Source organism: Tenacibaculum geojense (assembly GCF_042676005.1).
GTDB classification, from domain to species: domain Bacteria; phylum Bacteroidota; class Bacteroidia; order Flavobacteriales; family Flavobacteriaceae; genus Polaribacter; species Polaribacter geojense.
In genome coordinates, this window is sequence record NZ_JBHTJR010000023.1 from 1 (window position 1) to 18,936 (window position 18,936).

Here is an 18,936-nt window from a genome sequence, read left to right on the forward strand (position 1 = left end):
CAGTGGTTGTAGGAAGCAACCCAGGCGAGGTAACCATCACGCCAGATCCAAACGGTACGAATCCAACAGGTTTGACTTTAGATCCATTGACAGGAGCGATTAGTATTGATGCGGGTACACCATCAGGTACGTATTTAGTAGAATATGAGTTATGTGAGAATGGAGCGAATCCAGTAAACTGTGATATAGCGACAGCTACGGTTGTAGTTTCAAATCCAATCGATGCGATAGACGATGATTACAGTGCCAGTCCGCTAACTATTGGAGATAGCACGGGCGATGTAACGGATAATGATACCTTAGATGGATCACCAGTAGTTGTTGGAAGCAACCCAGGCGAGGTAACTATCACGCCAGATCCAAACGGTACGAATCCAACAGGATTGACCTTAGATCCGTTGACAGGAGTGATTAGTATTGATGCGGGTACACCATCAGGTACGTATTTAGTAGAATATGAGATATGTGAGAATGGAGCCAATCCAGCAAATTGTGATATAGCGACAGCTACGGTTGTAGTTTCAAATCCAATCGATGCGATAGATGATGATTACAGTGCCAGTCCGCTAACTATTGGAGATAGTACGGGCGATGTAACGGATAATGATACTTTAGACGGATCACCAGTGGTTGTGGGAAGCAACCCAGGTGAGGTAACCATCACGCCAGATCCAAACGGTACGAATCCAACAGGATTGACCTTAAATCCATTGACAGGAGTGATTAGTATTGATGCTGGTACACCATCAGGTACGTATTTAGTAGAATATGAGTTATGTGAGAATGGAGCGAATCCAGCAAACTGTGATATAGCGACAGCTACGGTAGTAGTAGATGCTGATCCTCCAGTAGTTACATTAACTATAGATAGTATAACAGGAGATGATACGTTAGATTCTAATGAAATTTCTAATACTGTAACTATCACAGGTACTGTAACTGGTGAATTTAACGAAGGAGATATTGTCACGTTAACTATTAATGGAATAGATTATTCAGGGCCTGTAGATGCTTTAGGAAATTATAGTATTGATGTTCCAGGTTCAGAATTGGCAGATGATATTGATTTACAAATAGATGGTAGTGTAACAACTTTTGATCAAGCTGGTAACGAAGGTTCTGCGTCGGCAATTCAAACATATACCCTATTAGATACTGATGGAGATTTAATTCCAGATTATTTAGATGTAGATGATGATAACGATGGGATACCTGATGTAGCGGAAGGTAATGTGGATACAGATGGTGATGGAATTCCGGATTCTTTAGATTTAGACAGTGATAATGACGGTATTCTTGATGTAGATGAAGGAGGAAATGGAGATTTAGATACAAATAACGATGGAGTTATTGATGAAAATGATAATGGTTTTGTTGATGAAGATTTAGATGGTCAAGCAGATGATTCTGTAGATACAGATGAAGAGCCAGACACTGATAATGATGGTGTTCCAGATTATCAAGATTTAGATAGTGATAACGATGGTATTAATGATGTTATTGAAGATAATAATGTTGATAATAATAACGACGGTATTGCAGATGGCGATGATGCTGATGGAGACGGTATTGTTGACAGTGTAGATGCAAATGATACTGTTTTTGGTGAAGGAGAGAATGGTGAAGAACCAAATACAGATTCAGATGGAGATGGTATTCCAGATTATCGAGACTTAGATAGTGATGATGACGGAGTTAATGATGTTGTAGAAGGAGGAAATGGTTCATTAGATGTTAATGGAGATGGATTAGTAGATGGACCAGACTCTGACGGAGATGGTATTGTTGATGGTGTTGATGAAGATAATGGAAGTTTTGGAGATACTGGAAATACAGGAACTAATGATTCTGATCCAACAGACCCTAATAGTGGAGGGAATGGAACAGTAAGTGATAGTGGAACAGATTCCGATGGAGATGGTATTGCTGATAGTGTTGATGGTTTAGATGGTTTTGGAGATGCTCCTATTGACGATGGTGAAGTAAATGTATTCAATGTTTTAACACCAAATGGAGATGGAGATAATGATACATTAATCATTCAAGGAATAGAAAATTACCCAAATAACACATTAGAGATTTTTAACAGATGGGGTAATACTGTTTATAAAAAAGTAAGTTATGATAATAGTTGGGACGGAACCTCAAACGGAAGAGTAACAATTCAGGTAGATGAGAAATTACCAACAGGAACTTATTATTATGTACTTGATTTAGGTAACGGTTCTAAGCCTAAAGTAGGTTGGATTTATCTAAACAAAGATTAATAATTAGTGAATTAGAAAAACAAAATCAGTATGAAGTTAATTAAAACAATAATATTATTTCTACTTGTAATAGTTACTGTTACAGTTAAGGCTCAGCAAGATCCGCAGTATACACAATACATGTTTAATACCATGAGTGTAAATCCAGCTTATGCAGGTTCTAATGATCATACAATCATTAATCTGTTGGCTAGAGCACAATGGGTAGGTGTAAACGGAGCTCCACAAACTCAAACTTTAAGTTATGATACTCCACTTGGTTATAGTGGAGTTGGTTTAGGAGTTAACTTAGTTAATGATAAAATAGGTCCTGCAAATGAATTATCTTTAGATATAAATGCTTCTTACACTATAAGAACAAGTAATGAAGGAAATTTAGCATTTGGTTTAAAATTAGGAGGCAGAAATTTAAATGTAGATTGGAGTAAAACTAATCCGGAAACAAGTGATGATTCAGAATTAAGAAACAACATTAATAGGTTTTTACCAACAATTGGAGCAGGTGTGTTTTTTTATAAACCTAAATGGTATTTAGGTTTAGCAATACCAAATTTTTTAAGAACCGATCATTATGATGATACAAATAATGGAGGAAGTGTTGCTACAGAAAGAATGCACTATTTCTTAATTGCCGGTTATGTTTTTGATTTAACGGATGAGATTAAATTCAAGCCAGCAGTATTAACTAAAATAGTAAACGGTGCACCATTGTCGTTAGATATATCAGCAAACTTTCTTTTTAACGAGAAGTTTAGAGCTGGTATTGCATGGAGATGGGATGATTCTGTAAGCGCATTGTTAGGTTTTCAAATATCAAGATCATTACAATTAGGCTATGCCTATGACTTAACCACATCTAATTATAGTAATTATAATTCAGGAAGTCATGAAATAATGTTGCGCTATGAAATATTTAAACAAGAAACAATGAAATCACCAAGATTCTTTTAAAAGTATGAGTACAAGAAAAATAATAATTGTAATAGTTATTTTGTGTAGTACTGTTCAGACTTATGCACAAAAAAAATACGCTGCCGATAGGTATTTTAAAGAGTTTGCATATAAAAAATCTGCAGAATTATACGAAGCTATATACAAGAAGGGAGACGAAACGTACTTAACATTAAGTAGATTAGGAGATTCTTATTACTATAATGTTGAGTTTCAAAAAGCAGAAAAATGGTATGCATTATTAATGGAGAAATATCCAGATGATGCTACTTCAAATCATATTTTTAGATATGCTCAAACCTTAAAAAGCAATGGAGATATTGAAGCTTCAGATAAGTGGTTGTTGAAATTAAAAAGTAAAAACGCTGATGATACAAGGGTGAAATATTTGGAAGAAAATAAAGAGTATTTTTCAGAATATACTAATAAAGAAAAAACATTTATTAATATACATAATTTATCAGTAAATACAGAATATTCAGACTTTGGAGGCTTTATTTATGAAGATCATTTGTATTTCGCTTCAACAAAACCGAGCCCTGAAAATGAAAAATTATATAAATGGAACAATCAACCATTTTTAGATGTTTATAAAGCAAAAAACAAGGTTATAGACGAAAAGAAAATTTTAGAGTTAGAAAAACCCGAAAAGTTTGATGTTATTAATACAAAATATCATGAATCTAATGCTGTAATTACTAAAGATGGTTTAACAATGTATTTTACCCGAGATAATTATGACGGTAAAAAACTAGAATCTGATGATGACGGTAAAATTCACTTAAAAATATATAGCGCTCAGTTTTTATATGGTGAATGGACAAATATTAAAGAATTGCCATTTAATAGTAATGAGTATTCAATGGGCCACCCCGCTTTAAGTGCCGATGATAAAACGTTGTATTTTGTATCTGACATGCCAAGTGGTTATGGAGGAACTGACATATATAAAGTTGCAATTTTAGGTAAAGGTAAGTTTGGAGAAATTGAAAATTTGGGTAAAGAAATCAACACAGAATCTAGAGAAATGTTTCCGTTTGTAGATAGTAATAATACACTGTATTTCTCTTCTGACGGACATTTAGGTCTAGGAGCATTAGATATTTTTGAATCAAAAATTAATAATGGATCTTATACCAAACCAGTTAATTTAGGAACACCTGTAAATGGACCAAGAGATGATTTTGGCTTTGTAATTAATGAGGAAAATACAAGAGGTTTCTTTTCATCAAATAGAAAAGGAGGAAAAGGAGATGACGATATTTATAGTTTTTTAATTTACAAGTGTAAAGAAGATATTGAAGGTGTAGTGACTGAGAAAAACACAAATAAACCATTAGCAAATGTAAGTGTTCGTTTAATTAATGAAGATGGAGAACCAGTAGCTGAACAAAAAACAAAACAAGACGGAAGTTATTTCTTTAAAAGAATTGATTGTGAGAAAAACTATACCGTAGTAGCATCTAAAGATGATTATAAATCATCACAAGAAGAAACAGCTACGCAAGATGTAGATAAAAAAGTAATTCAAACAGATTTACAGTTAGAATCTTTAATAATAGAAGATCAAATTGTTATAAACCCAATTTTCTTTGATTTTGATTTGTATAATATTCGTGAAGATGCAGAGTATGAATTAGAACATATTGTATCAGTAATGAAAAACCACCCAGAAATGGTGATAAAGATAGAATCTCATACAGATAGTAGAGGAACCAAAGCTTATAACAGAACATTATCAGATAACAGAGCAAAATCTACCAGAGATTATATTATTTCAAGAGGAATAGCAGCAAATAGAATAGAAAGTGCTATTGGTTACGGAGAAGATCAGCTTTTAAATAACTGTGATGATAGTAGTAAATGTTCTGAAGAAGAGCATCAAAAAAACAGACGTTCTTATTTTTACATAGTAAAAGGCGGAAAAAATGTTAAATCTAGCAATGAATAATCAATATTTTAAATAAATCAAAAAAACACCTCCTACAAGAGGTGTTTTTTTATGTATAAAAGCCAACTTTTTAATAAATTATGTAATTTCGCGCATTACTATATATAGAACGACAAAATGAATAAGAATTTTACTGAATACAAAGGATTGGATTTACCAAAAGTAGCTGAAGAAATTTTAAACTATTGGGACGAAAACAACATCTTTGAAAAAAGTATTAGCACCAGAGAAGGCAATGAGCCTTTTGTGTTTTTTGAAGGACCACCATCTGCAAATGGTTTACCAGGAATTCACCACGTAATGGCTCGTGCTATTAAAGATATTTTTTGTCGTTATAAAACTCAAAAAGGATACCAAGTTAAAAGAAAAGCAGGTTGGGATACACACGGATTACCAGTAGAGCTTGGAGTTGAAAAAGAACTAGGTATTACCAAAGAAGATATTGGTACAAAAATTACCGTTGAAGAGTATAATGAGGCATGTAAAAAAGCGGTAATGCGTTATACTGATATTTGGAATGACTTAACCAAAAAAATGGGATATTGGGTAGATATGGAAGATCCATATGTTACTTATAAACCTAAATATATGGAGTCTGTATGGTGGTTGTTAAAACAAATTTATAATAAAGATTTGTTGTATAAAGGTTATACCATTCAGCCATATTCTCCAAAAGCAGGTACTGGTTTAAGCTCACATGAACTGAACCAACCAGGTTGTTATAAAGATGTAACAGACACTACAATAGTAGCACAGTTTAAAGCTATAGAAGAAACATTACCAGACTTTTTACAAAACGAAGGAGATATTTATTTTTTAGCATGGACAACTACACCTTGGACATTACCAAGTAACACGGCTTTAACCGTAGGTCCTAAAATAGATTATGTACTTGTAGAAACCTACAATCAATATACATTTGAGCCAATAAATGTTGTGCTAGCTAAAAATTTAGTAGGAAAACAATTTAGTGGTAAGTATAATAAAGTTGATGAAAAATCAGCCTTATTAAATTACAAAGAAGGAGATAAAAAAATTCCTTTTTATGTTGTTAAAGAATTTAAGGGAGCAGATTTAGTAAATACAAAATATGAGCAGTTATTAAACTACGTTTTACCTTATGAAAATGCAGAGAATGCTTTTAGAGTAATTGCAGGAGATTTTGTTACTACTGAAGATGGTACAGGTATTGTACACACAGCACCTACTTTTGGAGCAGATGATGCATTAGTATCTAAACAAGCCGTTCCTGAAATTCCACCTATGTTAGTGTTAGATGAAAATGGAAATACTGTTCCGTTAGTAGATTTACAAGGTCGTTTTAGACCAGAAGTAGGAGAATTTGGAGGAATGTATGTGAAAAATGAATACTATCCAGAAGGTGAAGCGCCAGAAAAATCTGTTGATGTAGAATTAGCTATTAAGTTAAAAACAGAAAACAGAGCGTTTAAAGTAGAGAAATATGTGCACAGTTATCCGCATTGTTGGAGAACCGATAAGCCAATCTTATATTACCCATTAGACTCTTGGTTTATAAAAGTAACCGAGAAAAAAGAGCAAATGTTCGAGTTAAACGAAACAATTAACTGGAAGCCTAAATCTACAGGTGAAGGTCGTTTTGGAAACTGGTTAAAGAATGCAAATGATTGGAATTTATCACGTTCTCGTTTTTGGGGAATTCCATTACCAATTTGGAGAACTGAAGATGGTACAGAGCAACTTTGTATAGGTTCTGTAGAAGAATTGAAATCAGAAATTCAAAAGTCAGTTTCAGCAGGTGTGATGAACGAAGATATTTTTGCTGATTTTGAAGTTGGTAATATGTCAGATGAAAATTATGATACTATTGATTTACACAAAAATGTTGTAGATAAAATAGTGCTAGTTTCTGCTTCAGGGAAACCAATGCATAGAGAAAGCGATTTAATAGATGTTTGGTTTGATTCTGGTTCTATGCCTTATGCACAATGGCATTATCCATTTGAAAACAAAGAACTAATAGATAATAAAGAAAACTATCCAGCAAACTTTATTGCAGAAGGAGTAGATCAAACTAGAGGTTGGTTTTATACTTTACATGCCATTGGAACTATGGTTTTTGATTCTGTAGCCTATAAAAATGTTGTATCTAACGGATTAGTATTAGATAAAAACGGACAAAAAATGTCTAAGCGTTTAGGAAATGCAGTAGATCCATTTACAACATTAGCAGAGTATGGACCGGATGCAACACGTTGGTACATGATTTCCAATGCCAATCCTTGGGATAATTTAAAGTTTGATATTAGTGGTATAGAAGAAGTAAAACGTAAATTCTTTGGTACACTATACAATACATATTCTTTCTTTAGTTTATATGCAAATATTGATGGTTTTACGTATGCAGAACCAGAAATTCCTATAAACGAAAGACCAGAAATTGATCGTTGGATTTTATCTGAATTAAATACCTTAATTCAAAAAGTTGATAAGTTCTACGCAACGTATGAGCCAACAAGAGCAACAAGAGCAATATCAGATTTTGTACAAGATCACTTAAGTAACTGGTATGTTCGTTTATGTAGAAGACGTTTCTGGAAAGGAGAATATGCTCAAGATAAAATCTCTGCATATCAAACCTTATACACTTGTATGGAAACAGTAGCTAAGTTAGGAGCACCAGTAGCACCTTTCTTTATGGATAAATTATATAAAGATTTAACCAACGCTACAAAATCTGAAGACTTTGAAAGTGTACATTTGGCAACTTTTCCAACAAGTAATGAAACTTTAATAGATAAGTCTTTAGAGCGTAAAATGGAAAATGCACAAACTATTTCTTCTTTAGTACTTTCATTAAGAGCTAAAGAAAAAATAAAAGTACGCCAACCATTACAAAGAATTATGATTCCTGTATTGGACTCTACACAAAAAAGTGAAATTTTAGCAGTTTCAGATTTAATAAAATCAGAAGTAAACGTAAAAGAAGTAGAATTGTTAGACGATGCATCTGATATTTTAGTAAAACAAATAAAGCCAAACTTTAAAGCTTTAGGACCAAAATTTGGTAAAGATATGAAGTTGATTGCCAATGCAATACAAGGTTTTGGTCAAGATGAAATAGCAAAAATTGAAAAAGATGGTCAAATTTCTGTTGACATTAACGGAAAAATGATTAATTTGGAAACCGCAGATGTAGAGATTTCATCTAAAGATATAGAAGGTTGGTTAGTAGCTAATGCAGAAGGTTTAACAGTAGCGTTAGATGTTACCATTACTGAAGATTTACGCAAAGAAGGAATTGCCAGAGAATTGGTAAATAGAATACAAAATGCGCGTAAAGATTCTGGTTTAGAAGTAACCGACAAGATTAAATTATCATTTGAAAACCTAGAAGCCTTACAGCAATCAGTATTATCTAATGAAAACTACATCAAAACAGAAACGCTTGCTAAAGAGATTGTTTTTGTTGATGCTCTTGAAAATGGTATAGTAATTGAATTTGATACCATTAAAAGTAAAATGTTAATCGAAAAAGTATAACATTATGGCAGATGATGTAAAAGTAAGATACTCAGATAGTGACTTACAAGAATTTAAAGAAATAATCTTAAAAAAGATTCAAAGAGCAGAGGAAGACTTAGAATTATTAAGATCTTCTTACAAAAACGGAGCCGATAACGGAACCGATGATACTTCACCGACTTTCAAGTCGTTTGAAGAGGGTACAGACACTATGGCCAAAGAAGCAAATATGCAATTAGCTATCCGTCAAGAAAAGTTTATCCGTGATCTTAAAAATGCATTAATTCGTATTGAAAATAAAACATACGGAGTTTGTAGAGTAACAGGTAAACTTATACAAAAAGAAAGATTAAAATTAGTTCCTCATGCTACTTTAAGTATTGAGGCCAAAAGAAAACAATAGTCTAAAGCTTCCTTTTTAGGAAGCTTTTTTATTTTTATGAGGATTCGTAATGTGTTTTGTGCGCTAGTATTTCTTTTAAGTACACATTTACAAGCACAACAAACTATTATAAAACAGTTTCAAACCAAACAACAATATATTTCTATTAATACAGAAGGTTTGGATGAAATTACTATTTTAAATACCAACAACAATACAGTTGAAATAACATTATTGGACGAAAATGCGAAACAACATCTAATTTATACAGATGAAGCAGCACACGAATTAATTATTGGTTTTTCATTATTCTTTACTGAGGATAATAACAGTGTTTTTAGAAAGTTTATCACTCAAAGGTTAAATAGAGCAAGTGTTGTTATAAAACTGCCTAAAAACAAAGATATTTCAGTTTTTGGGAGTAATATAGATGTGATTTCGAAAAATTATAACGGAAATTTACAAGTTTTTATAGATAAAGGTCATGTAGATCTAAATTCTATCCAACAAAAGGCAACTGTAAAACTATTTCAGGGTAATGTTTATGGTAAAATTTCTGATGGAGATATTTCCATAATTACTACTAAAGGTACCATTAAGGTTGATGATGAATCTTTTTTAAAAACCTATCAAAAAAAGCAAACAAATACCACTAAAAATTTTGAGTTAAATTCCATTAATGCTAATGTTTTCATAACTACTCAATAAACTCAATTCTTTTATTATTTTTGCGCGTAATAAATCTTAAGCATGTCAAAAAAAAATCTTGCCATATTAACAGTTGTTTTAGCTATTTTAATAGATCAAATAAGTAAAATTTATGTAAAAACCCACTTTGTTTTAGGTGAGGAAGTGGTAGTTTTTCCAAATTGGTTTATCATACACTTTACTGAAAATAATGGAATGGCTTGGGGATTTGAGTTTGGTGGTAAGGCCGGAAAACTTTTTTTAACCTTGTTTAGAATTGTGGCTGTAGGTGGTATTATTTATTGGTTAAAACAAGTAATCAGAAATAAAGTTCATACAGCTGTTGTTATATCGGTATCTTTAATATTGGCTGGAGCAATTGGTAATATTATTGATTCTGTTTTTTACGGTGTTATTTTTGATAGTTCTGCAAATAATGTAGCGACCATGTTTCCAGATACACCATATGGTTCTTTGTTTTACGGAAAAGTAGTAGATATGCTATATTTTCCTATGTGGCAAGGAATTTTGCCAGAATGGATTCCTGTTTGGGGAGGAAAACCTTTTACGTTTTTTAATGCTATATTTAACGGAGCAGATAGTTGGATTACAATTGGTGTAATTTTATTATTCTTTTTTCATAAACAAGCATTTCCTAAAGAATAACTTTTATATGCAACGTATTTAGTAAATTGCATAAAAAACTGAATGCGCTTAATTAAATATATTGCTGTTTTTGTATTGGGCTTCTTATTAGCTAAGTTATTTTATGAACATAAAACGCAAGAAAAATATAAACAAGAAGAAATAAATGTAATGCTAAAAAGCATTAATAATTTAAGTAAACTTGTGGTAACAGAAGGTAACTTTTCTGAAATTTACAGTTTTTCTGATACTAAAAAATACTTCTATAATTATTTTCAGTTTAAAAAGAAGGCGATTGTTTCTGTAAATGCAAAGGTTGAGATTGGGTACGATTTATCAAAACTAGATATCCAACTAGATAGTGTTCAGAAAAAAATAATTATTAATAAAATACCTAATCCAGACATTGTAATTAGTCCAGACGTTAAATATTTTGATTTAGAGCAAAGTCAATTTAATAATTTTTCTACTACTGATTTAAACGAAATTAATCAAAAGGCAATTGCAAAAATAGAAGAAACTATTGGGGTTACTAAATTAAAAAAGCAAGCGGAACAACGACTTTTTGAAGAATTGTCTAAAATATACCAATTATCAAAAATTTATGGATGGGAAGTAGTTAATAATACCCAGTCTTTAACGTTAAATGATTTTTTTAAGCATTAATTATCTAGGTAATTTTTTACTTAATAAACCATAAATAAAAGTTCCAAATAACGCTCCTGCTAGTACTATTAAAATAGTTAAAAACCCATTTCCAATTAAGGTAAATATTGGAGCAGGGCACGAACCAGCTAATGCCCAACCCAATCCAAATATGATACCTCCAAAAAGCGTACTTTTGTATTCTTTTTTCTTCTCTTTGATAGTAATTTTAGTACCAAGATAATTTTTTATAAATCCACGCTTAAAGAAATACATTAGTATCATAGATGTAGTAACTGCCGTTCCTATAATTCCATACATATGAAATGATTGAAATTTAAACATTTCATATATTCTGTACCAAGAAACAGCTTCTGATTTGGTAAGTATAATACCAAATAATATTCCTATTAATAAAAATCTTAGGTATTTCATCTTGTTAAAAAAGTATTGGGAAAAGAATCCAAATCATTATTAAACCTCCAATAAAAAATCCAATTACAGCTACTAATGATGGAAGTTGTAAACTACTTAAACCGGTAATAGCATGACCAGATGTACAACCATCGGCATACCTTGTACCAAAGCCTATAAAAATACCAGCAACAAATAGTAATACAAAACCTTTTAGACTAAAAGCATTTTCAAAAGAAAATAGCTCAGCAGGCATTAGTTTTTTACCAGCATCTTTAAAACCAAGCTTATCAAGTTCTTGAATTGTTTCTGGATTTAAGCTTATTGTGGATTCATTTGATAAATAATTAGCAGCTATAAAGCCGCCAATAATTAAACCTATTAAAAAAGCAATAGCCCAATCTTTAGGTCGCCAATCAGTTTTAAAATAGTCTGAAAATTTATCGGCACCACTAATAGTACATAAAGTTTCTAGATTACTAGAAACACCAAAGTTTTGTCCGAAATAAAAGAATAAAAATAATACGAATGCTATTAAGGGGCCAGAAAAAAACCAAGGCCAAGGTTGTAATATGTAATCCACGTATTTTAGAGATTATTTTTTAAATACGACATAATGGTTTCTGTAGCTCCAACATTTTGTTGAATATATTTTTGGTTAACAGCTCCCATCTTATTTCGTAAATTGTTGTCATTTTTAAGGGATGCAAATATACTACAAAATTCTGTTTCAGTTTTAATAGCAGTTGCACCGCCCAATGCAATTAAATCTTTAGCTTCTTGAAATTTATCGTATTTATGACCACCAAAAACCACAGGAATTCCAAAGGTTGCTGGTTCTAAAATATTATGGAGTCCTGTACCTAATCCACCTCCAACATAGGCAACATCAGCATAACTATATATTTTCGTCAATAAACCAATAGTATCTACAATAAATACATTAAAGTCTGCTAGGTTTTTATCCTCTTTTTCAGAAAACAATACGGAGTTAGCTTTAATAGCACGTTGTAAACTTTTAATACTTTCAGTTTTGATGTTATGAGGAGCAATAATAATTTTTTTATCAGTTGAAAGATGATTGTTGATATAATGAATTAATAGTTCTTCATCTTCTTTCCAGGTACTTCCCGCAACAAGGGTATATGTGTTGTTTTTAAATTCATTTATAAAATCAACAGAATTTTGTTGTTGAAGTATTTCATGAACTCTATCAAAACGAGTGTCACCAGAAACTGTAACATTGTTTAGGTTTATCTTATTTAATAATTCTTTCGATTTAGTATTTTGCACAAATAAATGCTGAAATGTTTTTAAATACTTTTGCATCCATATTCCATACCATTTAAAAAATAATTGTTCTTCTCTGAAAATTCCAGATACTAAAATTGTAGGTATCGCTTTTTTTTGTAGTTCATTTAATAAGTTTGGCCAAAACTCATATTTTATAATTATGGCGAATTCAGGATTTAACTCACTTACAAAACGTTTTACATTTGCTTTTGTATCAAATGGTAAGTAACATATCACATCTGCATTGGGATAGTTTTTTCTGATTTCATAGCCAGATGGAGAGAAGAAAGTTACTACAATTTTATAGGCAGGATATAATTTGTCAATCTTTTCAATAATTGGTCTTCCTTGTTCAAATTCTCCTAATGATGCAGCGTGAAACCATATAACTTTATCATTTTTTTGGATAGTATTTAATTTATGAAAAGATTCATTTCTTCCCTTAATAAATAGTTTTATTTTAGGATTGAATAACGATATTATTCTTAGAATAAACCAAGCTATATGTATTAAAATATTGTATAAAAAAAGCATTGTGCAATGTAATAAATAAAAAAATCAGTGAATTTATTCACTGATTTTTTAGTTTTATAATTAAAATGTTATTTCATTTCAAAGTCTTCCATAAACTTAGTGGTATAATTACCAGCTACATAATCTGGATGATCCATTAATTGTCTATGGAAAGGAATAGTTGTTTTTATTCCCTCTATTACGTACTCATCTAAAGCACGTTTCATTTTGTTAATAGCTTCTTCACGTGTTTGTGCAGTAACAATTAACTTAGCAATCATAGAATCATAGTTTGGTGGAATCATATATCCTGCATATGCATGCGTATCTACACGAACACCATGACCTCCTGGTGCATGATATGAGGTAATTTTTCCAGGCGCAGGTCTAAATCCTTTGTAAGGATCTTCTGCATTAATTCTACATTCTATAGAGTGTAATTGAGGTGTGTAGTTTTTACCCGAAATTGGCACACCAGCAGCTACTAATATTTGTTCACGAATTAAATCGTAATCAACTACCTCTTCTGTAATTGGATGCTCTACTTGAATACGCGTATTCATTTCCATAAAGTAGAAATTACGGTGTTTGTCTACTAAAAACTCAACAGTACCAGCACCTTCATATTTAATATATTCTGCAGCTTTTACAGCAGCTTCTCCCATGTCATTACGTAACTGATCAGTCATGAATGGAGAAGGAGTTTCTTCTGTTAATTTTTGATGACGACGTTGAACAGAGCAATCTCTTTCAGATAAGTGACAAGCTTTACCGTAAGAATCTCCTACAATTTGAATTTCAATATGGCGAGGCTCTTCTATAAGCTTTTCCATATACATTCCGTCATTACCAAAAGCAGCTTTAGCTTCCATTCTTGCAGAATCCCAAGCTGGTTTTAAATCTTCAACTTTCCAAACAGCACGCATCCCTTTACCACCACCACCGGCAGTTGCTTTAAGCATTACAGGGAAGCCCATATCTACAGCTATTTTTTCAGCTTCTTCATAAGTATCTAAAATACCTTCAGAGCCAGGAATACAAGGTACACCAGCAGCAATCATTGTTGCTTTTGCTGTAGCTTTATCTCCCATTTTAGAAATCATCTCTGCAGATGCACCGATGAATTTTATTTCGTGTTCTTCACATAATTTTGAAAACTTAGCGTTTTCAGATAAGAATCCGTATCCAGGATGAATTGCATCGGCATTTGTAATTTCTGCAGCAGCAATAATTCTATCCATTTTTAAATATGATTCACTACTTGGAGCAGGACCAATACATACTGCTTCATCAGCAAAACGAACGTGCAAACTGTCCGCATCAGCTTTAGAATAAACAGCTACAGTTTTAATTCCCATCTCTTTACAGGTTCTAATTACACGTAAAGCAATTTCCCCTCTGTTTGCAATTAATATCTTTTTAAACATATTATTTGAATTCGTTAATAAAAGAAATTAGATAATTAACTAGTTATTTAGAGTTTGTAACTCTTAATAAATAACTGTTAATTAAGATGGGTCTACTAAGAATAATGGTTGATCAAACTCTACTGGTGTAGAATCATCCACTAAAACTTTTACAATTTTACCAGATACTTCTGATTCAATTTCATTAAAAAGTTTCATTGCTTCAATGATACAAACGGTATCTCCAACTTTGATTTCTGATCCTACTTCAGCAAAAATTGGTTTGTCTGGTGCAGGTCTACGATAAAAAGTACCAATAATTGGTGATTTTATAGTAACGTATTTAGAATCGTCTTCTGCGGGTGCTGCAGGTTGTGCAGGGGCAGCTGGTTGAGCTGCTGCAGGTTGTGCAGGAGCAGGAGCTGCAGCCATTACTTGTGGTGCTGCTGCTACAGGAGCTGCTTGAATAATAGTTGTTTCTGGTGTAGAACTTGTAGTTTTAACAGTGATTTTTACGTCACCCATTTCTAATTTAACCTCGCTCGCACCAGACTTAGCTACGAACTTAATAAGATTTTGGATTTCTTTAATGTCCATAATGTTTATTAGTTTAAATTTTAGTTGATTGTCTATGAATTATAGGCCCATTTTAAGTAAATAGCTCCCCAAGTGAAGCCACCACCAAACGCGGCAAATATTAAATTATCTCCTTTTTTAAGTTCTTTTTCGTAATCATTTAATAGCAATGGTAAAGTTGCTGATGTTGTGTTTCCGTATTTATGGATGTTCATCATAACTTTATTTTCATCTAAGCCAATTCTGTCAGCAGTTGCTTCTATAATTCTTTTATTTGCTTGATGAGATACTAACCAACTTACATCATCTTTAGTTAAATTGTTTCTAGTTAGTATTTTTTCTGAAACATCCGCCATGTTAGAAACAGCAAATTTAAATACTGTTCTTCCTTCTTGATGCACAAAATGTTGTTTGTTTTTTACAGTTTCTTCGCTAGGAGGTAGAATAGATCCTCCTGCTTCAATTTTTAAGTAATCTCTACCAATACCGTCACTACGTAGGTATTCATCTTGTAAACCTAAACCTTCTTCGTTAGGTTCAAACAAAACGGCACCAGCACCATCACCAAAAATAATACAAGTAGCTCTGTCTGTATAGTCTATGATAGATGACATTTTATCAGAACCAATTAATAATACTTTTTTGTAACGACCAGACTCTATATAAGTTGAAGCTACAGACATACCGTATAAAAAACTAGAACAAGCTGCTTGTAAATCAAAAGCGAAAGCATTGGTAGCGCCAATTTTAGTTGCGGTATATACTGCAGTTGAAGCTACAGGCATATCTGGTGTTGCAGTTGATACTATTACAGCATCAATTTCTTCTGGGTTTACACCTGATTTTTGTAACAAATCTTTTGCAGCTTCAATAGCCATAAAAGATGCGCCTGCGTTTTCTTCTTTTAGTATTCTTCTTTCTTTAATTCCAGTTCTTGAGGTGATCCACTCATCGTTGGTATCAACCATAGTTTCTAACTCTTTGTTAGATAAAATATATTCTGGAAGATATTTTCCTACTGCGGTAATTGCTGCAGTTATTTTAGACATATTTAGTTGTTTTTGTAAAAACTAGAATCCAAAAGTAGTGATTTTTTTATCACTTTTAGATGAAAAAAACGTCAAAAACGAAAGTTTTTGACGTTAAAATAGAAAAAACCCTCATAAAATGAGAGTTTTTATACTTTATAAATGCTTTTTTTAAGCTTCAGCAACAGTAGCATCTACAACTACTTGACCACGGTAATATAATTTACCTTCGTGCCAGTGTGCTCTGTGATATAAGTGAGCTTCACCAGTTGTAGGATCTGTAGCTATTTGAGGTACAGAAGCTTTATAATGAGTTCTTCTCTTATCTCTTCTAGTTTTAGATATTTTTCTCTTTGGATGTGCCATTTTATGTGTTTTTTCCTGTTAGTAAATCCTTTAATTTATCCCATCTGGGGTCTGTTGCGCTTTTATCAACAGTACTCTCTTTTTTTACTTCTAATTGTTTAAGTTTTTTTAAAGTTTCAGATTCCATAGTTCCGTCTTGAACTTTAGGGTGAATTCTTTTTGAAGGTACAGATAGTACAATTAACTCATATATATATTGAGCAACGTTTACTTGGTAGTGTTCGTATGGTAAAACTAATATTTCTTCGTTTTCATCATCAAACTCAGGTCCAAATTTTACAATTAAAGGAAAGCTTCCTTTAACAGGTTGGTCATACAATTCTGAAGTTATATCACAAGGAACAGTTACAGTGCCTGTAGCATCAAATTGCAACTCTAACAGGGTGCTTTTTTTTACAAGCGTAACAGTAACGTTTATTGCGGCATCTTCAAATTCATCAAACTGAAATGCTTCAAAGAACTTTTTATCAATTTGATATTGAAATTCATGACTTCCTTCTTTAAGACCTACGAATGGGATGTTAAATTGTTTTAAGTCTTTCATCTACAACATCAATTTGAGCGTGCAAATATATAAAAAATGTTTTTAATTAAAACTAAAGCATTAAAAAAATAAACTATTTAGTTTTTAGTGCGTTAGCTTTTAACTCCGAATATTCTTTTCTGTTTTTATAAATTTTTAATCCGGTAAACAATGCTTCCTTGAAAGAATCTGGGTTTGCTTTGTTTTTTCCTGCTATATCATAACCAGTTCCGTGATCTGGTGAGGTTCTAACAATATCTAGTCCAGCGGTGAAATTTACTCCATTACCAAACGATAATGCTTTGAACGGCGCTAAACCTTGATCGTGATAGGTTGCTAAAACTCCATCAAATTGTTGATAGGTTTTAGATCCGAAGAAGCCATCAGCCGCATACGGTCCAAAAACAAGTTTACCAGTTTCTTTTATTTTATTAATAGTTGGCTTAATTATTTCTTCATCTTCTTTACCCATTACTCCTTTATCTCCACAATGAGGGTTTAACCCTAAAACAGCTATTTTAGGTTTACTGATATTAAAATCTTGTTGAAGTGAATGATACATGGTGTTCACTTTCTCTTCAATCAGCTCTGGAGTAATTGTTTCAGTTACTTTAGCTATAGGTATGTGTCCTGTTATTAAACCTATTCGAAGTTCATCTGTCATTAAAATCATCAAACTTTTTCCAGAAAAGTTAGCTTCTAAATATTCTGTATGTCCAGGGAAATTAAAATCTTTAGATTGAATGTTTTCTTTATTAATAGGAGCAGTTAGTAAAAAATCTACCTCTTTATTTTTTAAAGCACTTACTGTTGCTGCTAAAGATTTCATAGCGTACTTTCCGCCATCTTTAGTAACTTCTCCCATGGTAACTTTTACATCTTCTTTCCAAGTGTTAACTAAGTTGATTTTTCCATGAACAACTTTATCAGCACTAGGAATTCCATGTACGTTTATATTAAGCTGTAAAGCTTTTTTATGAAAAGAAATAACTTTAGAAGAACCAAACAAAATGGGTGTGCAAAATTCTAACATTCGTTTGTCTTCAAAAGTTTTTAAAATTACCTCTAAGCCAATTCCGTTAATGTCTCCAATAGATATTCCTACAATTATTTTGTTTGATTTGTCCATATTTACCTTGGTAATGTCGTATTTTTGATGCTAACAAAAGTAATTAAATTTATTAGATAATGTTTACAGGGATTATTGAAACTCTAGGAAAAGTAACTGCTTTAGAAACAGAAAAAGATAATTTACATTTAACAATACAAAGTGCAATAACATCTGAGTTAAAAATAGATCAAAGTGTTGCTCATAATGGTGTGTGCTTAACGGTAGTTGCAATTAATGATGATGAATATACCGTAACGGCTATTAAAGAGACATTAGATAAAACAAATATTGGTGATTTAAAGGTTAACGACGAAGTTAATATTGAAAGAGCCATGAAATTAGGAGATCGATTAGATGGACATATAGTTCAGGGGCATGTTGATGAAACAGGAGTCTGTACCAATATTAAAGATGATAATGGGAGTACATTTTTTACGTTTCAATATGCATCAGAGAATAAAAACGTCACTATAGAAAAAGGTTCAATTACGGTAAACGGAGTAAGTTTAACGGTGGTAAATTCTAAAAAAGATGAATTTAGCGTAGCTATTATTCCTTACACTTTAGAGCATACTGTATTTAAACACTTTAAAAAGGGAACAAAAGTAAATTTAGAATTTGATGTAATTGGTAAATATGTTGCCAGATTAACACAGTTTCAAAAGTAAATATGG

At 32.0% G+C, this 18,936-nt stretch carries 18 protein-coding genes; 9 read left to right on the forward strand and 9 right to left on the reverse strand.

Going from position 1 to position 18,936, the window contains the following annotated elements:
- The 8 genes from ACFQ1U_RS04395 to ACFQ1U_RS04430 form a co-directional block, all read left to right on the forward strand.
- On the forward strand, nt 1-2,267 hold a 2,267-nt coding region (locus tag ACFQ1U_RS04395), incomplete at its 5' end, for a T9SS type B sorting domain-containing protein (RefSeq protein WP_386105730.1).
- Between the two features lie 30 nt (nt 2,268-2,297).
- Nucleotides 2,298-3,218, forward strand: coding sequence for a PorP/SprF family type IX secretion system membrane protein (locus tag ACFQ1U_RS04400; protein WP_386105732.1), 921 nt, complete (start codon nt 2,298-2,300; stop codon nt 3,216-3,218).
- Nucleotides 3,219-3,222: 4 nt separating this feature from the next.
- Nucleotides 3,223-5,169 carry an OmpA family protein gene (locus tag ACFQ1U_RS04405; protein WP_386105734.1) on the forward strand — a complete coding sequence of 649 codons (1,947 nt, stop codon included), beginning with the start codon at nt 3,223-3,225 and terminating at the stop codon, nt 5,167-5,169.
- A 117-nt stretch (nt 5,170-5,286) separates the two neighbouring features.
- Complete coding sequence (ileS, locus tag ACFQ1U_RS04410; RefSeq protein WP_386105736.1) at nt 5,287-8,691, forward strand: isoleucine--tRNA ligase; 3,405 nt, start codon at nt 5,287-5,289, stop codon at nt 8,689-8,691.
- A 4-nt stretch (nt 8,692-8,695) separates the two neighbouring features.
- Entirely contained in the window at nt 8,696-9,076 is a 381-nt protein-coding gene (locus ACFQ1U_RS04415) for a TraR/DksA family transcriptional regulator (RefSeq protein ID WP_386105738.1), read from the forward strand.
- A gap of 51 nt (nt 9,077-9,127) precedes the next feature.
- Complete coding sequence (locus tag ACFQ1U_RS04420) at nt 9,128-9,763, forward strand: hypothetical protein (RefSeq protein ID WP_386105740.1); 636 nt, start codon at nt 9,128-9,130, stop codon at nt 9,761-9,763.
- Nucleotides 9,764-9,805: 42 nt separating this feature from the next.
- Complete coding sequence (locus tag ACFQ1U_RS04425; protein WP_386105742.1) at nt 9,806-10,408, forward strand: lipoprotein signal peptidase; 603 nt, start codon at nt 9,806-9,808, stop codon at nt 10,406-10,408.
- Nucleotides 10,409-10,450: 42 nt separating this feature from the next.
- The gene (locus tag ACFQ1U_RS04430; RefSeq protein WP_386105744.1) at nt 10,451-11,053 is read left to right on the forward strand and encodes a DUF4230 domain-containing protein; all 603 of its coding nucleotides are present in this window, start codon (nt 10,451-10,453) and stop codon (nt 11,051-11,053) included.
- Here ACFQ1U_RS04430 and ACFQ1U_RS04435 read toward each other — a convergent pair whose 3' ends face one another.
- From ACFQ1U_RS04435 to pdxA, 9 genes are all read right to left on the reverse strand, one after another.
- Nucleotides 11,054-11,467: a DUF6691 family protein gene (locus tag ACFQ1U_RS04435; protein ID WP_386105746.1), complete on the reverse strand. Its 414-nt coding sequence runs from the start codon at nt 11,465-11,467 to the stop codon at nt 11,054-11,056.
- A 4-nt stretch (nt 11,468-11,471) separates the two neighbouring features.
- Entirely contained in the window at nt 11,472-12,029 is a 558-nt protein-coding gene (locus ACFQ1U_RS04440) for a YeeE/YedE family protein (RefSeq protein ID WP_386105748.1), read from the reverse strand.
- A gap of 5 nt (nt 12,030-12,034) precedes the next feature.
- Nucleotides 12,035-13,273, reverse strand: a complete 1,239-nt coding sequence (locus ACFQ1U_RS04445) for a 3-deoxy-D-manno-octulosonic acid transferase (RefSeq protein ID WP_386105750.1) — start codon at nt 13,271-13,273, stop codon at nt 12,035-12,037.
- A 68-nt stretch (nt 13,274-13,341) separates the two neighbouring features.
- A complete protein-coding gene (gene accC, locus ACFQ1U_RS04450) occupies nt 13,342-14,679 on the reverse strand; it encodes an acetyl-CoA carboxylase biotin carboxylase subunit (protein WP_386105752.1) in 1,338 nt (445 codons plus the stop codon).
- 81 nt (nt 14,680-14,760) lie between these two features.
- Nucleotides 14,761-15,255 carry an acetyl-CoA carboxylase biotin carboxyl carrier protein gene (gene accB / locus ACFQ1U_RS04455; RefSeq protein ID WP_386105754.1) on the reverse strand — a complete coding sequence of 165 codons (495 nt, stop codon included), beginning with the start codon at nt 15,253-15,255 and terminating at the stop codon, nt 14,761-14,763.
- A gap of 32 nt (nt 15,256-15,287) precedes the next feature.
- Complete coding sequence (locus ACFQ1U_RS04460; RefSeq protein ID WP_386105756.1) at nt 15,288-16,283, reverse strand: beta-ketoacyl-ACP synthase III; 996 nt, start codon at nt 16,281-16,283, stop codon at nt 15,288-15,290.
- 150 nt (nt 16,284-16,433) lie between these two features.
- Nucleotides 16,434-16,628: a 50S ribosomal protein L32 gene (gene rpmF, locus ACFQ1U_RS04465; RefSeq protein WP_386105758.1), complete on the reverse strand. Its 195-nt coding sequence runs from the start codon at nt 16,626-16,628 to the stop codon at nt 16,434-16,436.
- 1 nt (nt 16,629) lies between these two features.
- Complete coding sequence (locus ACFQ1U_RS04470; protein WP_386105760.1) at nt 16,630-17,172, reverse strand: YceD family protein; 543 nt, start codon at nt 17,170-17,172, stop codon at nt 16,630-16,632.
- A 73-nt stretch (nt 17,173-17,245) separates the two neighbouring features.
- Complete coding sequence (gene pdxA, locus ACFQ1U_RS04475; protein ID WP_386105762.1) at nt 17,246-18,280, reverse strand: 4-hydroxythreonine-4-phosphate dehydrogenase PdxA; 1,035 nt, start codon at nt 18,278-18,280, stop codon at nt 17,246-17,248.
- 59 nt (nt 18,281-18,339) lie between these two features.
- Between pdxA and ACFQ1U_RS04480 the strand changes: the two genes are divergently transcribed.
- Nucleotides 18,340-18,930, forward strand: coding sequence for a riboflavin synthase (locus tag ACFQ1U_RS04480; RefSeq protein ID WP_386105764.1), 591 nt, complete (start codon nt 18,340-18,342; stop codon nt 18,928-18,930).
- Nucleotides 18,931-18,936 lie beyond the last annotated feature (6 nt).